This is a genomic window from Streptomyces sp. NBC_01635 (assembly GCF_045209715.1).
Taxonomy (GTDB): Bacteria; Actinomycetota; Actinomycetes; order Streptomycetales; family Streptomycetaceae; genus Streptomyces; species Streptomyces hirsutus.
Window position 1 is genome coordinate 616672 of sequence record NZ_CP109277.1, and the last position, 15920, is coordinate 632591.

General features: G+C 73.4%; 13 protein-coding genes and 1 pseudogene. 5 read left to right on the forward strand and 9 right to left on the reverse strand.

What is annotated here, in order from left to right:
* The first annotated feature begins 7 nt into the window (after nucleotides 1–7).
* Together OHB56_RS03130 and OHB56_RS03135 are read left to right on the forward strand one after the other, a co-directional pair.
* A complete protein-coding gene (locus OHB56_RS03130; protein WP_326756633.1) occupies nucleotides 8–1294 on the forward strand; it encodes a cytochrome P450 in 1287 nt (428 codons plus the stop codon).
* The gene (locus OHB56_RS03135; RefSeq protein ID WP_406351496.1) at nucleotides 1291–2091 is read left to right on the forward strand and encodes an enoyl-CoA hydratase/isomerase family protein; all 801 of its coding nucleotides are present in this window, start codon (nucleotides 1291–1293) and stop codon (nucleotides 2089–2091) included. The genes OHB56_RS03130 and OHB56_RS03135 overlap by 4 nt, the downstream gene beginning before the upstream one ends.
* Before the next feature lie 100 nt (nucleotides 2092–2191).
* Here OHB56_RS03135 and OHB56_RS03140 read toward each other — a convergent pair whose 3' ends face one another.
* On the reverse strand, nucleotides 2192–2593 hold the full coding sequence (locus OHB56_RS03140; protein WP_406358898.1) for a RidA family protein: 402 nt from the start codon (nucleotides 2591–2593) through the stop codon (nucleotides 2192–2194).
* A 260-nt stretch (nucleotides 2594–2853) separates the two neighbouring features.
* Here OHB56_RS03140 and OHB56_RS03145 point away from each other — a divergent pair, with 260 nt between their 5' ends.
* On the forward strand, nucleotides 2854–3840 hold the full coding sequence (locus OHB56_RS03145; protein WP_406351498.1) for an endonuclease/exonuclease/phosphatase family protein: 987 nt from the start codon (nucleotides 2854–2856) through the stop codon (nucleotides 3838–3840).
* A 71-nt stretch (nucleotides 3841–3911) separates the two neighbouring features.
* The gene (locus tag OHB56_RS03150; RefSeq protein WP_406351500.1) at nucleotides 3912–6557 is read left to right on the forward strand and encodes a SpoIIE family protein phosphatase; all 2646 of its coding nucleotides are present in this window, start codon (nucleotides 3912–3914) and stop codon (nucleotides 6555–6557) included.
* 21 nt (nucleotides 6558–6578) lie between these two features.
* On the opposite strand, the gene OHB56_RS03155 is transcribed toward OHB56_RS03150, so the two are convergent.
* Genes OHB56_RS03155 through OHB56_RS03165 form a run of 3 tightly spaced genes read right to left on the reverse strand, consistent with a single transcriptional unit; the run spans nucleotide 6579 to nucleotide 10272 of the window.
* A complete protein-coding gene (locus OHB56_RS03155) occupies nucleotides 6579–8684 on the reverse strand; it encodes a xanthine dehydrogenase family protein molybdopterin-binding subunit (protein ID WP_406351501.1) in 2106 nt (701 codons plus the stop codon).
* 23 nt (nucleotides 8685–8707) lie between these two features.
* A complete protein-coding gene (locus OHB56_RS03160; protein WP_406351503.1) occupies nucleotides 8708–9703 on the reverse strand; it encodes an FAD binding domain-containing protein in 996 nt (331 codons plus the stop codon).
* Complete coding sequence (locus OHB56_RS03165) at nucleotides 9700–10272, reverse strand: 2Fe-2S iron-sulfur cluster-binding protein (RefSeq protein ID WP_326756627.1); 573 nt, start codon at nucleotides 10270–10272, stop codon at nucleotides 9700–9702. Before OHB56_RS03165 ends, OHB56_RS03160 begins: the two co-directional genes overlap by 4 nt.
* A gap of 271 nt (nucleotides 10273–10543) precedes the next feature.
* On the opposite strand from OHB56_RS03165, the pseudogene OHB56_RS03170 reads away from it, so the two are divergent.
* Nucleotides 10544–10903: pseudogene (locus tag OHB56_RS03170) on the forward strand (SpoIIE family protein phosphatase); the annotation flags it as partial.
* A 109-nt stretch (nucleotides 10904–11012) separates the two neighbouring features.
* Here the strand turns inward: OHB56_RS03170 and OHB56_RS03175 are convergent.
* From OHB56_RS03175 to OHB56_RS03195, 5 genes are all read right to left on the reverse strand, one after another.
* Nucleotides 11013–12179, reverse strand: coding sequence for an LLM class flavin-dependent oxidoreductase (locus OHB56_RS03175; RefSeq protein ID WP_406351505.1), 1167 nt, complete (start codon nucleotides 12177–12179; stop codon nucleotides 11013–11015).
* A gap of 11 nt (nucleotides 12180–12190) precedes the next feature.
* Complete coding sequence (locus tag OHB56_RS03180; protein ID WP_406351507.1) at nucleotides 12191–13624, reverse strand: NtaA/DmoA family FMN-dependent monooxygenase; 1434 nt, start codon at nucleotides 13622–13624, stop codon at nucleotides 12191–12193.
* Nucleotides 13625–13643: 19 nt separating this feature from the next.
* Nucleotides 13644–14855 (reverse strand): LLM class flavin-dependent oxidoreductase, encoded by a 1212-nt coding sequence (locus OHB56_RS03185; protein WP_406351508.1) that lies wholly within the window; start codon nucleotides 14853–14855, stop codon nucleotides 13644–13646.
* 80 nt (nucleotides 14856–14935) lie between these two features.
* Entirely contained in the window at nucleotides 14936–15112 is a 177-nt protein-coding gene (locus tag OHB56_RS03190) for a putative leader peptide (protein ID WP_406351510.1), read from the reverse strand.
* Nucleotides 15109–15867, reverse strand: coding sequence for a GNAT family N-acetyltransferase (locus OHB56_RS03195; protein ID WP_406358900.1), 759 nt, complete (start codon nucleotides 15865–15867; stop codon nucleotides 15109–15111). Before OHB56_RS03195 ends, OHB56_RS03190 begins: the two co-directional genes overlap by 4 nt.
* Nucleotides 15868–15920 lie beyond the last annotated feature (53 nt).

Sequence of the window (15920 nt, forward strand, 5' to 3'; positions counted from 1 at the left end):
GCCTCGCGTGACCGCCGTTGGCGACATAGGTGGGATCAGCACGATTCCCGGCACCTCGTCCACCGACCGCCGAGCCGTCATCTCCCTCCTCCGTCGACTGCGTTCCGACGAAGGCCAGACCAACCCCCTTCCCGTCTGGGAGGAACTGCGCTCCATGGGGGACGTGGTGCGCGCCCCCTGGGGCGGCTATTTCGTCACCGGATTCAAAGCCTGCAGCCAGGTCCTGCGCGGCAGGAACTGGCTCGTCCCCGACTTCGCCTGGCAGGAGCGCCGGCCCGACCAGGAGCGCTGGGAGGCCCCGGCCACCCGCGAGATGACCAGAACACTCATCCGGCTCAACGCCCCCGCCCACACCTGCCAGCGGCGATCCCTGGGCAATCCCTTCGACCGCTCGTCGATCGAGGACATGCGCCCGGGGGTCGCCGCTCTCGTCTCCGGTCTCCTCGACGGACTCGAGGACCGGCTGCGGGCCGACGGCGAGGCCGACTTCGTCTCCCTCGTCGCCGAGCAGTTGCCCATCCACACCGTCGGCCGGTGGATCGGCATCGACCCCGAGGACCATGCGCGGATCCTCGACTTCACCCACCGGCAGGTCTACGCACAGGAGTTGCTGCCCGCCAAGAGCGAGCTCGCGATATCCGCACAGGCCACCCTGGAGATGCGGGCCTATTTCACCGGGCTGATCCGGCACCGGCGCGCGAACCCCGGCCACGACGCCCTCACCGGATTGATCCACTACTGGGACTCCCAGTATCCGGACGACCGGGCCGCCGCGGACCGCGTCATCTACGACCTGACGATGTTCATCACCATCGCCTCCCTGGAAACCACCTCGGTCCTGCTGGCCAACATCGCCTGGCTGCTGACCCGGGACCCCTCGCGCGCCGATTGGCTGCGCCGGCATCCGGAGCACATCGACGACGCGATCGAGGAAACACTCCGCTACGACCCGCCCATTTTCGTCAACTCCCGTATCGCCGCCGACGACACCGTCCTCGCGGGGGTGCCCATGGCGAAGGACACCACCGTCCACGTCCTGTACGGTGCCGCCGCCCATGACCCCCGCCGCAATCCGAGCCCCGGTGTCTTCGACATCCGGCGCGGCGGCGGACACCTCGCCTTCGGCGGCGGCGCGCACTACTGCCTGGGAGCGGGCCTCGCCCGGCTCGAGGCACGTGAACTCCTCGCCCAACTGCTGGAACGGTTCCCCACCTTGCGACCCTCCGCTCCCCCTTCGTACGACACCTCCCGTGTCGTCTTCCGCCGCATCACCTCCCTGAAAGTGACCGTATGAAGACCCCGCTCCTGTCCGGCGACCCCGACGATCCCGACGACCGGATACTGAAGACCCTGCGCACCCGCCGGCAGGGCCCTGTGCTCACCATCGAGTTGAACGTTCCCGAGCAGGGCAACGTCGTCAGCGAGGCCATGCTGGACGACCTGCTCTCCGTGCTCGACGACCAGGACCCCTCGGTACGCGTCCTGGTGCTGACCGGCGCCGGCCAGGACTTCTGCCTCGGCGGGGACCGCGAGGAGTTCGCCGAGCACCTCGCCCAGGACGCCACAGGCAAGGGCATCCGCGTTTCCGGCGTCAAGGGCCGGCGGGTGTGCGACGCATTGACGTCCCACCCCGCCGTCACCATCGCACGCGTCCAGGGCAGGGCCATCGGGGCCGGCTTCGCCCTCGCCCTCGCCTGCGACCTGCGGGTGGGCGCCGACACCGCGACCTTCCGACTGCCCGAACTCGCCCTCGGTCTGCCCACGGCGTGGGGCGGCCTGCTGCCGCGGCTGGTCAGTGAGGTCGGTGCCGCGTCCGTGCGCGAAATCATCCTCACCGGGCGCCCTCTCGCCGCCCAGGAGGCCCTCGGCCTGTCGGTCCTGCAGCGGGTCGTGCCCGAGGAATCGCTCGACGCCGCGGTCGACGAGTGGGCCAGACCGCTCCTGCGGCGCTCGTTGCCCGCGGTGCGGGTCACCAAGACGCTGCTGAACTCCCTGACCGCCTCGACCCGGCTCGCCGACGCGTCGGTCCTGGATCCCGAACTGATGGCGGCGGTCGCCAGCGAAGTGCACCATATGCGCACGAACCGCTGATCACGCTCTCCCCGGTGTCACCGGCCCCTGGACCGCGCCGGCTTCCGGGGGCCGTCACTGTTCCCGTCGTCCTGGGCCTCGTCCGAAGACCGTGACGGCCTCAGTCGAGCACCGCGACGGCCTCGATCTCGACCAGGTGGTCGGGGATGCCCAGGGCCTGTACGCCCACCAGCGTGGCCGGAGCCGCCGGAACGGTCCCCGGCTTCCGAGCCGCACGGGTGGCGCCCTCCATGAACTGCGCCATCTTGTCGGGGGTCCGGTCGACGACGCAGGCCGTCGGTTTCGCGGCGTCGGCGAAGGTGGCGCCCGCCGCGGCCGGGCCGGTGGCGACGTCGAGGCAGCACTGCTCGACCTGGGCGGCGAGGTCGCCCGCGCCGACCGTGACGCCGGCGGCGTCCCATGCGACCTGCCCGGCGATGAAGACCATCCGGGAACCGGACGCGATCGCCACCTGCCGGCAGGCGTCGATCTCCGGAAGTCCCTCGGGGTCGACCAGGGTGATGGCCCTACTGCCTGCCTCCTTGTGCGGTGAGCCCGCGGGCTCGCCGACGCCGGACCGGTGACGGCCCGGGCGGTCGTGGTCACCTGTGGTTACTCGGAAACCGTAAGAGAGTGGCCGCTGACCTGGAAGAACGCACTTTCTGGTGACTGGGGAACCTGAAGGCGACCCAGGTACGGAAACCGCGTCACGCGGGAGCGCGTCCTGGAGAGAGGGATCATGTGGGCGGGGCGGCGGGACGGCGGGACGGCGGGGAGGAACGGGTGGGCGGTGGACGGTGGGGCGCGCGCGGTGGGTCGCTCCGGACCCGGGGGCGGGTGATCGCGGCGGCCGCGGCGCTGACGGCGGGGCTGCTGGTGTTCCACCGTGCGGTGCCCAACTCCGTGGGCCGGGCGGGCAGTCTGCTGGAGTCGTTCCTGCCCTGGCTGGGACTGGTGGTCGTCGTGCTGTTCGCGGCGGCGCTGCTGCGGCGTTCGGCGACCGCGCTGCTGGCCCTGCTGCTGCCGGTGACCGCCTGGACGTATCTCTTCGGCGGGCTGTTCCTGCCCGAACCGCGGGCCGAGGCGCGGGATCTGGTGGTGGTGCAGCACAACGTCAGTGACGAGAACACCGACCCGGCGGGTACCGCCCGCACCCTGGCCGACGCCGGCCCCGACCTCATCGCGCTGGAGGAACTGGTGCCGGCGGCGCTACCGGTCTACCGGCGGACACTCGCCCCGCGCTACCCGTACCACGAGGTCCGGGGCACCGTCGGTCTCTGGTCGAGGCATCCGCTCACCGATGCCCGGCTGCTGGACATCAAGCCCCGGGGGATCACGGAGCCGTGGAGCCGCGGGCTGCGGGCCGTGGTCAGCAGCCCGCACGGGGACATCGCGGTGTACGTCGCGCACCTGCCCTCGATCCGGGTCGGGCCGGGTGGCCTCGCCTCGGCCCACCGGGACGAGAGCGCCCGGCTGCTGGGGCGGGCCCTCTCCGCCGAGGAACTGGAGACGGTGATCCTGCTGGGCGACCTCAACGGCACCGTCGACGACCGCGGCCTGGCCCCGCTGACCTCCCGGATGAACGTGGCGGAACGCGGCTTCGCCCTCAGTTTCCCCGCCGGGCTCCCCCTGACCCGCATCGACCAGGTGATGGCCCGCTCGGCCGCCGTCCGCCACATCCGCACCCTGTCCGCCACCGGCAGCGACCATCTGCCGGTCGCCGCGCGGATCACCCTCGACCGAAGCGCCCTGCCGGAACGGCGGGCCTGACGGCGGGCCCGCCGCGCGGCGGGCGGATGAGCGTACACGCGACGGCGGGGGCCGTGGGGCAGACTGAATCCATGGGCGAACTCGATGCCCCCGGGGCGCCGTCACGGCGGTTCCCTCCGGAGCCGAAGAGCGTGGCGGAGGCTCGGCGGTTCGTGCGGGCCACGCTCGACGAGGCCGCACCGGAGACGCTGGACACCGCTCAGCTCCTGGTCAGCGAGCTGGTGACGAATGCGGTGCTGCACGCACGCACCGAGATCGAGGTGACGGCCCGGGCCGGTGACGGGGGGGTCCTGGTGCGGGTGAGCGATCGGCGGCCGGAGCGCGGGCTCGTGCCGTACGGGAGTTCCGCATACACCGGAACGGGGCAGGGGCTGGCGCTGGTCGAGCGGCTGGCGTCCCGGTACGGCGTCGACACGGGCGACGCCGTCAAGACGGTGTGGTTCGAGCTGTGGCCCGAGGCATCGCCGGCGCCGCCTCCGTCGGACGGGTGGGCGACCGCCGCCCCCCGTTTCGGACCGGGCGAGACCGTGACACTCCTCGATGTACCGGAAGCGCTCTGCCTGGCCTGCACCCAGCACCGGCACACGCTGCTGAACGAGGCCGTCCTGGCCCTGGCCTCCGGGGACGTCCCCGGCGTGACGGCGGAGGACCTCGCGGTCGCCCTGGACATGAACGACGTGATCAGCGCGAGTGTGACGGCCGCGCTGCGCCGACAGCACGCCGAGGCGGAGTTCAGGTCCCTGCCCCTGTGGGTGCCGTCGGGCGCCGGACCTCCGATGGAGACCTTGCGCACGGTTCTCGACGTGGCCGAGGAGGCTGCCCGTGACGAACGTCTTCTGACGCTACCGGCGCTTCCGCGCGGCCACGGCTTCCAGGAGTGGCTGTTCGACCAGATCGGCGACCAGCTCGCCGGGGAACGCCCCACGGCGTGGACGGTGATGCCCCGGGAACCGGGGGCCGGTGCCTCGGAGCCGGTGCTGTGGGACGCCGGGCAGGTGCAGGCCAACAGGGTCGCGACGATCGCCGCCGACGAGTCGAACCGGATCATCGCGGTCAACGGACCGGCGGCGGACCTGCTCGGCTGGCCCGCGGACGAGCTCGTCGGGCAGCCGCTCACCGCGCTCATCCCGGAGCATCTCCGCAGGCGCCACACTGTGGCGTTCACGTCCCTGCTGCTCAGCGGGCGGCCCCGGATCCTGGGCCGGTCGCTGCCGCTCCCCGCGTTGCACCGCGACGGTGGGCTGGTCCCCGTCCGGCTGTTCGTCGAGAGCCAGGAGACCGCCGACGGCCGTACCGTGTTCGTGGCCCAGTTGTCCCCGAGGGGATCCGCGCCGCCGCCCTCGCCCCGTCCGTCCGGTCAGGCCCGGCCAGGGACCACGCGGGAGGCGGGAGGCGCCCCCTGGCCCGCCTTCCCCGGACGGGACCGGAGAACGGGTGTGGGCCGGGCCGGCGGTACGTCCGAGCTGGAACGGCTTTCCCTGCTGGCCGACACGGGGGCCGCGCTGAGCACCCTTCCGGACCTGAACGAGGGCCTGCGGCGGGTGGGCCGGATCCTGACCCGATGGCTGGCCGACTGGTGCCTGGTGGACCTGTTCACGACGCAGGACGAGGTGGAGCGGGTCTGTGTCATGCACCGTGCGCCCCAGGGGCCGTGGCCCGAGGAGTACGAGGGCCGGCTTCCGCCGCTGTCCGAGACCGCCCGGGGGCCGCTCGCCCGCGTGCTGCGCGGGGCGGGGCCCCTGTTGTTGCGCGGGTCCTTGCCGCAGGGCCGGGCCGCGAGCCCGCTGGACGCCCACTACGGGGAGCTGTTCCGGAAACTGGGTGCGAACAGCGCGGTGGTCGCCCCGCTCCGGTCGCCCCGGGAGGTCATCGGCGCGCTCACGATCGCCCGGAAGGGGCGGGGAAGGCCGTTCACCGAGGAGGACCTGCCGCTGGTCGACGAGCTGGTGCGCGCGATCGCCCTTCGGGTGGACAACGCCCGCCTCCACCAGGAGACGCGGACGATCGCCGAACGCCTCCAGCGCTCGCTCCTGCCGGCGCTGCCCGAGATCCCGGGTCTCCAGCTGGCCGCCCGCTACGCGGCCTCCTCCGCCACGGCCGAGGTCGGCGGCGACTGGTACGACTGCTTCGTCCTGCCCAACGGGGACACGGCGCTGGTCATCGGTGACGTCGCCGGGCACGACCTCGACGCGGCCATCGCCATGAGCCAGCTGCGCAGCATGCTGCGCGGGATCGCCGTGGACCGTCAGGAGCCGCCGGGGGAGGTTCTGCGCCGCCTGGACATCGCGAACCACACCCTGCACGAGGAGGCCACCGCGACCTGCGTCTACGGCCTGGTCAAAGAACTCGGGAACGGTCTTTGGGAGCTCGCCCACTCCGCCGCGGGCCATCTGCCGCCGCTGCTCGTCAGTCCGGACGGCCGCACCCGCTACCTGGAGGACGGGGCGGGGCTGTTGCTCGGCGTGGCCCCCGACCTGGTCCGCCCCCAGGCCTGCGACGCGATCCCGGCCGACTCGACCGTGCTGCTGTACACCGACGGCCTCATCGAGCGCCGGGGCGAGTCCCTGGACCATGCCATGGACCGGCTCCGCAGGCACGCCGCCGGGATGGCCCGCGAACCCCTCGGGGTGTTCTGCGACGAGCTGCTCATCGGCCTGGCCGCCGGCAGCGACGACGACATCGCGGTCCTCACCGTTCGTCCCGGGCCGCCCACCTGACGGCGGACGCGGCGAGGCCGTTCAGTCCGCCAGTGCGGCCAGCACCTTGTCCGGCGTCAGCGGGAGGTCACGGAAGCGGATGCCGGTGGCGTGGTGCACGGCGTTGCCGATGGCCGCCGCGGTGCCGACGATGCCGATCTCGCCGATCCCCTTGCTCCCCATGGGGTTGAGGTGGGCGTCCTCCTCGTCGATCCAGTGCGCCTCGATGCGGGGCACGTCGGCGTGCACGGGCACGTGGTAGGCCGCCAGGTCCGACTCGGTGAAGTCGCCGAAGGCGGTGTCCATCGTGCTGCTCTCGGTCAGCGCCATGCCCAGGCCCATGGTCATGCCGCCGATGAACTGGGACCGCGCGGTGCGGGCGTTGAGGATCCGTCCCGCGGCATAGACACTCAGCAGCCGGCGCACCCGGACCTCGCCGGTGACGCGGTCCACGGAGGTCTCCGCGAAGTGCGCGCCGAAGGCGTGGCGCGCGTAGGGGCTGTCGGCGTCGGCCTGGCCCGTGGTGTCCGCGTGGACGGTGATCCCCTCGTCGGGCAGCGGACCCGTGCGAGCGGCGAGGGCTCCCGCCAGCCGGGTGCACGCCTCGTGGACGGACCAGCCCCAGGAGGCGGTTCCGGAGGAGCCGCCGGCCAGCGGCGCGGAGGGCAGGTCGCTGTCGCCGACCTCGGTCCGCACCCGGTCGAGGGGTGTGCTGAGGGCGTCCGCCGCCACCTGGGTGAGCACCGTGCGGGCTCCCGTGCCGATGTCGGTGGCGTTGATCCGTACGACGAACGTTCCGTCCGGCAGTGCGCGTGCCTCGGCGGTGGACGGTGCCACGAGAACGGGGTAGGTGGCTGCCGCGACGCCCGTGCCGACGAGCAGGGGGCCCTCGGCGTGCGAACGGGGGCGCGGGTCGCGCCCGGCCCAGCCGAACCGCCGCGCGCCGTCCCGCAGGCACTCCGTGAGGTGCCTGCTGCTGAACGGCTTGCCGCTGTCCGGTTCGCGGTCCGGTTCGTTGACGAGGCGCAGCTGTATCGGGTCCATGCCCAGTTCGCCCGCCAGCTCGTCCATCGCGGACTCCAGGGCGTACATCCCCGGCGCCTCGCCGGGGGCGCGCATCCACGAGGGGGTGGGCACGTCGAGCCGCACCAGCCGGTGGAGCGTACGGGAGTGGGGTACGGCGTACATCACGCGGGCGGGAACCGCCGCCTGCTCCACGAACTCCTTGATGCGGGAACTGTGGGTGACGACGTCGTGGGTCAGGCCGGTCAGCCGGCCGTCTGTCCCGGCGCCCAGGCGGATCCGGTGCAGGGTGGGCGCCCGGTGGCCGACGGAGGCGGGCAGGTGACGGCGGGGCAGGGCGACGGTCACGGGCCGGCCCGTCCGGCGGGCGGCCATGACGGCGAGCACGACGTCGGGACGGGGGGTGCCCTTGGAGCCGAAGCCGCCTCCGACGTGGCCCGCGGTGACGGTGATCCGGTCCTCGGGCATCCCGAAGAGTGCGGCGAGGGTGGCGCGCACCGTGGTGGTCCCCTGGCTGGAGGTGTGGACGACGAGGCGGTCCTGGTCCCCCTGCCAGTGCGCGGTGCTCGTGTGGGGTTCCATGGGGTGGTTGTGCAGGGGCGGTACCCGGTAGGCGGCGTCGACCCGGACGGGCGCGGAGGCGAAGGCGCCCTCGGGATCGCCGTGCTCCCTGCGGGCCGGATTGCCGCCGTTGGCGGTCTCCGGCTCGTACACGTCGGGGTGGTCCGCCCTCAGGGCCACGTCGTGCTCCTCCACGGCGTACTCGACACGGACCGCCCCGGCGGCCGCACGGGCCTCCTCCGGGGAGCGCGCCACGACGAGTGCGACGCACCAGCCCCGGTGCGGCACCCGGGGATCCTGCAGCACGGCCAGCGTCGGGTCGTCGGGGTCGGCGATCCGGGGCGCGTCCTCGTGGGTGAGCACGGTCAGGACTCCGGGCAGGTCCAGGGCCGCCGCCGTGTCGACGGCCGTCACCCGGCCGCGGGCGATCGTGGCGGGCACGGGCCAGGCGTGGGCACGGCCCGGCAGCGGGTGTTCGGCGGCGTAGCGGGCGCTGCCGGTGACCTTCTGGCGCCCTTCGCGGCGCTCGGCCGGAGCACCCAGGGGGGAACCGGTGCCGGTCATGGTGTCCTCCTCGACATGCCGGTTCAGGTCCTGACGGGCGTGGCGAGCCGGGTCAGGACGTCCAGGGCGAGACCGCGGGCGAGACCCACCTTGTAGCCGTTGTCCCGCAAGGGCCGGGCCGCCCGGAGTTCCAGGTCGACTGCGTGGGCGAACGCCTCCGGGGTCGCTGGCCCGCCCCGCAGCGCCTCTTCGGCGCGGGTCGCCCGCCACGGCCGGTGGGCCAGCGCGCCGAAGGCGAGGCCCACCTGTGCGACGGTGCCGTCGTCCGACAGGTGCAGGACGGCGGCGACGGACGCCAGGGCGAAGGCGTACGAGGCCCGGTCGCGGGCCTTCCGGTAGGCCGAGGGCAGCGAGGCCGTGGCGGCGGGGAGCACCACACCGGTGATGAGTTCACCGGGGCGGATCACCGTGTCCAGCTCCGGACGGTCGCCGGGCAGCCGGTGGAATTCCGCGGCCGGGACGCTCCGGGCTCCCTCGGTGCCGTACAGCTCCACGCGGGCGTCCAGGGCGGCGAGCGCGACGGCCATGTCCGAAGGGTGGGTGGCGATGCAGTGGTCGGAGTGGCCGAGCACCGCGTGATCGCGGTGCATGCCGTCGCGGGCGCCGCAGCCGCTGCCCGGGACCCGCTTGTTGCAGGGTTTGGAGACGTCCTGGAAGTAGGGGCAGCGGGTCCGCTGCAGCAGGTTGCCGCCGGTGGTCGCGGCGTTGCGCAGCTGGCCGGAGGCGCCCGCGAGGAGCGCCTGGGACAGTGCGGGGTACCGGTCGCGGACCAGGGGGTGGGCCGCGAGGTCGCTGTTGCGGACGGTCGCGCCGACGCGCAGGGATCCGTCCGCCAGTTCCGCGACCGTGTCCAGCGGCAGGCGGTTCACCTCGACGAGGAAGCCGGGCCGCTCCACACCCAGTTTCATCAGGTCGACGAGGTTGGTGCCGCCGCCGAGACAGCGGGCGCCCGGGTGCGCGGCGAGCGCTTGGGCGGCTTCCTGAACGGTCGTGGCCCGCAGGTATCCGAAGGGCTTCACGGGGCCACGTCCTGCACGGCCTCGACGATGTGCGGATAGGCGCCGCAGCGGCACAGATTGCCGCTGAGCCGCTCGCGGATCTCGGCGGCGTCCAGGGGCACCGGCCGCCCCGGCGGCGTGGCGGGGCCGGTGGCGTGAGAAGGGTGGCCGGCCGCGGCCTCGGCCAGGACACCGACGGCCGAGCAGATCTGTCCCGGCGTGCAGTACCCGCACTGGAAGGCGTCCCGGTCGAGGAACGCCCGTTGCAGAGGATGCAGCTGGTCGCCCTCGGTGAGCCCCTCCACCGTCAGCACGTCGCAGCCGTCCAGCGAGACGGCCAGTTGCAGGCAGCTGTTGATCCGGCGGCCGTCGACCAGGACGGTGCAGGCGCCGCACTGGCCGTGGTCGCAGCCCTTCTTGGCCCCGGTGAGGTCCAGGTCCTCCCGCAGAAGGTCCAGCAGGACGCGCCGGTGGTCGATCAGGAGGGTGTGCGGCTTTCCGTTGACGCTCAGTGTCACTTCGGAGCGGTACGCGGCCGGTGGGGCGCTGTCCGCGCCGTCGTCACCGTGGTCGTGCGGGGAGCTGTCCATGGCGTCGGGGAACCTTCCGGGCGGCCGTGGTGCGGTAGTGGTGGTGCAGGCCGGTGATGCCGGCCGGTGATGCCGTACCCACCGCGTATCCAGGTCGTGGCGCCTGACACGCGCCGTCTTCCCTCCGGGGAGGGGGCCGGGGGTTCCCGGAACGACCTTGCCCTGCGGTGCGGGCCTGGCGCACGCTGGTGCCATGAGCACGGGCCCCACGCTCATCACCTCCGTGCAGCGAGCCTTCCGCCTGTGGGAGGCGGTGAGCGCGCACGCGGCCGGTGAGGCCCCCGGCCTCCAGGTGCTGCCCTTCGGCGACGGGGACCAGTTGCTGCTCTCCACCGACGGGGTCACCGGGGCACGCGACGCCGACCGCGAGTTCTGCCCGCTCGCCGAGGGGTTCGCCCGGCATCCGTACGACGATCCGACGCGCACCGTCGCGGCCCTGTACGAGGAGCTGCTGACGCATGTGGGCGGCAGGCTGCACGACAACGCGGCACTCCTCCTCCTGCTGCGCAAACCCGCCGTCGCCTCCGCAGCGCCCGAGCCGAAGGCCGGCGAGGCCGGGCCCGCCGCCCCCGCGGCGGAGCCGGGCAGCGGCGGGCCCGACGGCGTCGGCGAACGGAGGCACGCCGCCTGACGGCCAGCCCGCACACCCCCGTACCCGCCGCACCTGCCGCACCTGCCGCACCTGCCGCACCTGCCGCACCTGCCGCACCTGCCGCACCTGCCGCACCTGCCGGAGCGTCTCATCTGCGGCGCCACTCCTGAGCCAGCAACTCGTACGACCGGACACGGTCACGATGGTCGTGCGTGATCGTGGTGATCAGCAGTTCGTCGGCGCCGGTGGCCTCCCGTAGCTGCTCCAGCCGGTCGGCCACGCTGCCCGGTGACCCCACGAACTGTGTGTCGACGCGGTCCCGGACCAGCGCCCGGTCCTCCTCGGTCCAGTCGAGCGCCCCGGCTTCCTCGGGGGTGGGGAACGCGATGGCGCCCTCCGCCTTGCGGATGCTGCGGACCCAGGGGGCGTAGCCGGTGGCGAGCTCACGGGCACGGCGGTCGTCCTCGGCGACGACGACGTCCGCCGAGACGCTCACGTACGGCGCGTCGAGGATCTTCGAGGGCTGGAACGACGCCCGGTAGCCCGCCACGGCCTCCAGCACGGTACCGGGGCTGACGTGGTAGTTCGCGGCGAACCGCAGGCCGCGCCCGCCCGCGGCCTCGGCGCTCTCGCCGCCGCTGCTGCCCAGGATCCACACCTCGAGGTTCGCTCCCTCGCCGGGCACGACGTGCGCCTCGACGCCCTCGGGCGAGCGGTAGGTTCCGGCGAGCAGGGCGAGGATGTCGTCGATCTGGGCGGCGTACTCCTGCGACGTGGCGCCCGGCAGCATGAGCAGCTCGCGTTGAAGGGCGATCCGGGGTGAACCGATCAGCCGTTCGAAAGAGAAGCGGGGCGGGATGAGCAGCCCGTTCGGGGCGCGGCCGTCGACCACCGGGGAGTGGGCCGGCGGCGCGGACGACGGCCCGCCGGACGGACCGTCCTCACCGGTTCGGCGGCTCCCACCGGGCGGACGGCCGCCGGAGCGGCCGAGGCCGAGGTCGAGGCGGCCGGGGTGCAGCGCGTCGATCAGGCCGAACTCCTCGACCGTGGACAGCGCCGTACGGTGGCCGAGGAGAACGGCCCCGGAGCCCAGACGGATGGTGGAGGTGGCGGCGGCCGTCAGGGCCAGGACGACCGCGGGCGAGGTGCCCGCCACCCCGGGGTTGAGGTGGTGTTCGGCGTACCAGTAACGGGCGTAGCCGAGGCGCTCGGCCACCCGGGCGAGATCGATGGAGTTGCGCAGGGCCTGGGGTGCCGTGGAGCCGGAGGAGACCGGCACCAGGTCGAGCACGCCGAGGGGGACGTCCACGGACATGGCGGTGCTCCTCAGTGGTCGGTGGGAACGGGGTCGGTGTCCTGCCGTACGGCCACCGGACGCCACTGCGCCGGCGGGTCCGCCCGCACCGCGCGCGGGGCGCCCGGGTGGGTGAGTCCGAGGTGGTCGCGCAGGGTGGTTCCCTCGTACTCGGTGCGGAAGACCCCCCGTTCCTGAAGCAGCGGCACCACCCGGTCGGCGAAGCCGTCGAGGCCGCCCGGGGTGAGGTGCGGGACGAGGATGAAGCCGTCGCTCACGTCCGCCTGCACGAAGTCGTCGATCGTGGCGGCGACGGTGTCCGGGGAGCCGACGAAGGTCTGACGGTTGCCGGTGTGGATGACGAGGTCGCGGATGGACCAGTTGTTCGCCGCCGCGAGTTCCCGCCACTGCCGGGCGGTGGTCCGCGGATCGCGGTACATGCGGACCTGGGCGCGGCCCCGTGCCACGGTGTTCTCGCCGGGCAACGGGTCGACGTCGGGCAGCGGGCCGTCCGGGTCGTACGAGGAGAGGTCCCGGTTCCACACCCATTCGAGCTGCTTGATGGCGGTGGCGCCGCTGACCTGGCTGCGGCGCACCTCATGGGCCAGTTCCGCGGCCTCGGCGTCGGTGTCGCCGAGGACGAAGGTGGCGGCGGGGAGGATCAGCAGGTCTTCGTGGCCGCGGCCGTACGTGGCCAGCCGGTTCTTGACGTCCGCGTAGAAGGCCTGACCCTCGGCGAGGGTGGCGTACCGGCTGAAGACGGCGTCGGCACCGGCGGCGGCGAACTCTCGGCCCTCCTCGGAGTCGCCCGCCTGGAAGATGACGGGGCGGCCCTGCGGCGAGCGGGGGACGTTGAAGCGCCCCTGGATGTCGAAGTGCTGTCCTCGGTGGGCGAACGCTCCGGCGCGGGCGTCGCCGAGGAAGGTGCCGGTGGCCCGGTCGGCGAGGATCTCGTCACCCTGCCAGGATTCGAGGAGTTCGATCGTCGTGGCGAGGAACTCCTTGGCGCGGGAGTACCGTTCCTCCTCGGGCAGGAAGCCGCCGCGGCGGAAGTTCTCACCGGTGAAGGCGTCCCAGGAGGTGACGACGTTCCAGGCCGCACGGCCGCCGGACAGGTGGTCGAGGGAGGCGAACTGGCGGGCCACCTCGTACGGTTCGTTGAAAGTGGCGCTGATGGTCCCGGTCAGGCCGAGGCGGTCGGTGACGGCGGCGAGAGCGGCGAGGACCGTGAAGGTGTCGGGGCGGCCGACGACGTCGAGGTCGTAGATCTTTCCGCCCTGTTCGCGCAGGCGCAGCCCTTCCGCGAGGAAAAGGAAGTCGAACTTGGCGCGTTCGGCGGTCCGCGCGAAGTGGACGAAGGAGCTGAAGTCGATGTGGCTGCCGGCGGCCGGGTCGCTCCATACGGTGGTGTTGTTGACGCCGGGAAAATGGGCGGCGAGATGGATCTGCTTGATCGGCTTGCTCATGAGGAAACGGTCCTCCGGCTCAGGCGGTGGCTGCGGCGGCGTAGCGGCTGACGGGGCGCTCGAGGCCCAGGAGGCCGCGCAGGGTGCTCGCCTCGTAGGTGCGGCGGAAGGCGCCCCGGCGCTGCAGTTCGGGCACGAGCCCCTGGGTGATGCGGGGCAGGTCGTGGCCGAGCACGGCGGGGCGGAGCCGGAATCCGCTCAGCCCCGTGCTGTTCAACTCCTGGAGAAGATCGGCGAGTTCGTGGGGCGTGCCGGTGAAGACGGGGGCGTCCGGGAGGTACGGGTACCCGGCGAGGGTGTCGAGGCGGTCGCGGCGGGCCCCGGCGACCGCCGGGTCGTCGTCCAGGAAGACCACCAGGTCGCCGAAGAGGTGCAGGGGTTCGGCGGCACGGCCTGCCGCCTGCTGCTCGCCGCGGATCTCGGTGACGATGGCGCGCGCGTGGTCGGTGTCGTGCGGAGTGAGGTAGCCGATGTCGGCCTGGCGGGCGACGAGACGGTACGGGATCGTCGCGTGGGCGAGAGCGCTGACGACCGGCTGGCCCTGGGGCGGGCGCGGGGTGATGGACGGGCCCTTGACGCTGAAGTGTCTGCCCTCGAAGCCGATGTGGTGCAGTTTGTCGCGGTCGACGAAGCGGCCGGTGGCGACGTCCCGGATCTCGGCGTCGTCCTCCCAGCTGTCCCAGAGGCGGCGGACGACGTCCACGTAGTCGGCGGCCTCGTCGAAGAGGTCGGCCAGCGTGTCCTGGGCGCCGGGGCTGTCGTAGCCGTCGATGCGGGGAACGGTGCGGCGTCCGAAGTGCGCGGCCTCGTTCGGCCGGGCCGTGATCTGCACGCGTACACCGGCGCGGCCGGAGCTGATGTGGTCGAGGGTGGCGACGGCCTTGGAGTGGTGGAACGGCTCGGTGTGCGTGACGACCACGGTCGGCACCAGCCCGATGTGCCGGGTCAGCGGTGCGATGCGGGAGGCGGTCAGGACGGCGTCCAGGCGGCCGCGGACCTGGTCGGTGCGGTCGTCCGGGTCGAAGGGGTGCGAGGACTGCGGGCCGAGACCGTCCTCGAAGGTCACGAAGTCGATCAGGCCGCGCTCGGCCTCGGCGACCAGGCCGGCCCAGTAGGCGGCGGTGAACAGGTCCTGCGGCCGGGCCACGGGTTCACGCCATGAGGCGGGGTGCCAGCCGGTGCCGTCCAGGGCGACGGCGAGGTGCAGACGGGAAGCGGGGGTCGACGACACGAGGGGTGCCTTCCTGAAGGTCCGTACGGGATCACCGGGCCCGGTACGCAAAGGGGCCGCGGCGGCTTCGGGGCGACGGGTCAGGGGCGACAGAGCGCGCCGGCGACGCGCTGGAGGTCGATGTGGGGCCGGGAGGAGAGACGGACGGTGCGCGGGGCGCGTGCCACGGGTGTCACGCGCGGCCCGCCCGCCGGCTGCCGTCCGAGGAGTGCCGCGGGTCCGGATGGCGGTGCGTCCCGTATCGCTCCAGGGCTCACGGTGTCCGTCCCTCGGGCGGTGTTCCGGGACTGCGGACCTGGAGGAGGGTGGCGCGGCGGCGCACCGTGAAACCGATCGCCTCGTAGAGACGGATGGCCGGTGTGTTGTCCGCCGCGGCGTGCAGGAACGGGCGGTCGCCGCGTTCCCGGATGCCGTCGGCGACGGCCCGGACCAGTCGGGTGCCGAGGCCCCGGCCGCGGTGGCCGGGGTCGGTGCAGACCGCGCTGATCTCCGTCCACCCGGGGACTCGGATGCGTTCACCGGCCAGGGCGACGAGTCTGCCCCGGTGACGGATGCCGAGGTAGGTGCCGAGTTCGACGGTCCGGCCGAGGAAGGGCCCCGGCCGGGTGCGGGCCACCAGGTCCAGGATCTCGGGCACGTCCGCGGGGCCGAGCCGCACCGCGTCGGGGGCGGGCTCGGTCCGCAGGGCCGTGCCGACGAGTTGTACCGCTGTGCCGCGGCCCATGACCTGCCAGCCGTCGGGGACGTCGTCGGCGGGCTTGAGCCGGACGGTGGTCCCCGGCCCGACGAGAGTGTGCAGGTCGTCCCAGGCGGCCGGATCGGCCGGATCGGCGAGCGCGGCGAAGTCGTAGACGTCCGCCGGGTAGCGGGCCGCCCGGCCGGCCCGCTCGGCGAGGTGGGCGTGCGGCCCGTCCAGGGCCGCCCATACCGCGTTGTCGAGCCGGGAGGCGTCCGGGAACTCCGGGACAGGTGCGGTGGGTGCGGGGGCAGAAGGAACGAGTACGGAAGGCACGGACACGGCCGGGGCGGGTGTGGGCGGGGCGGGTGCGGGCGGGGCGGGTGCCT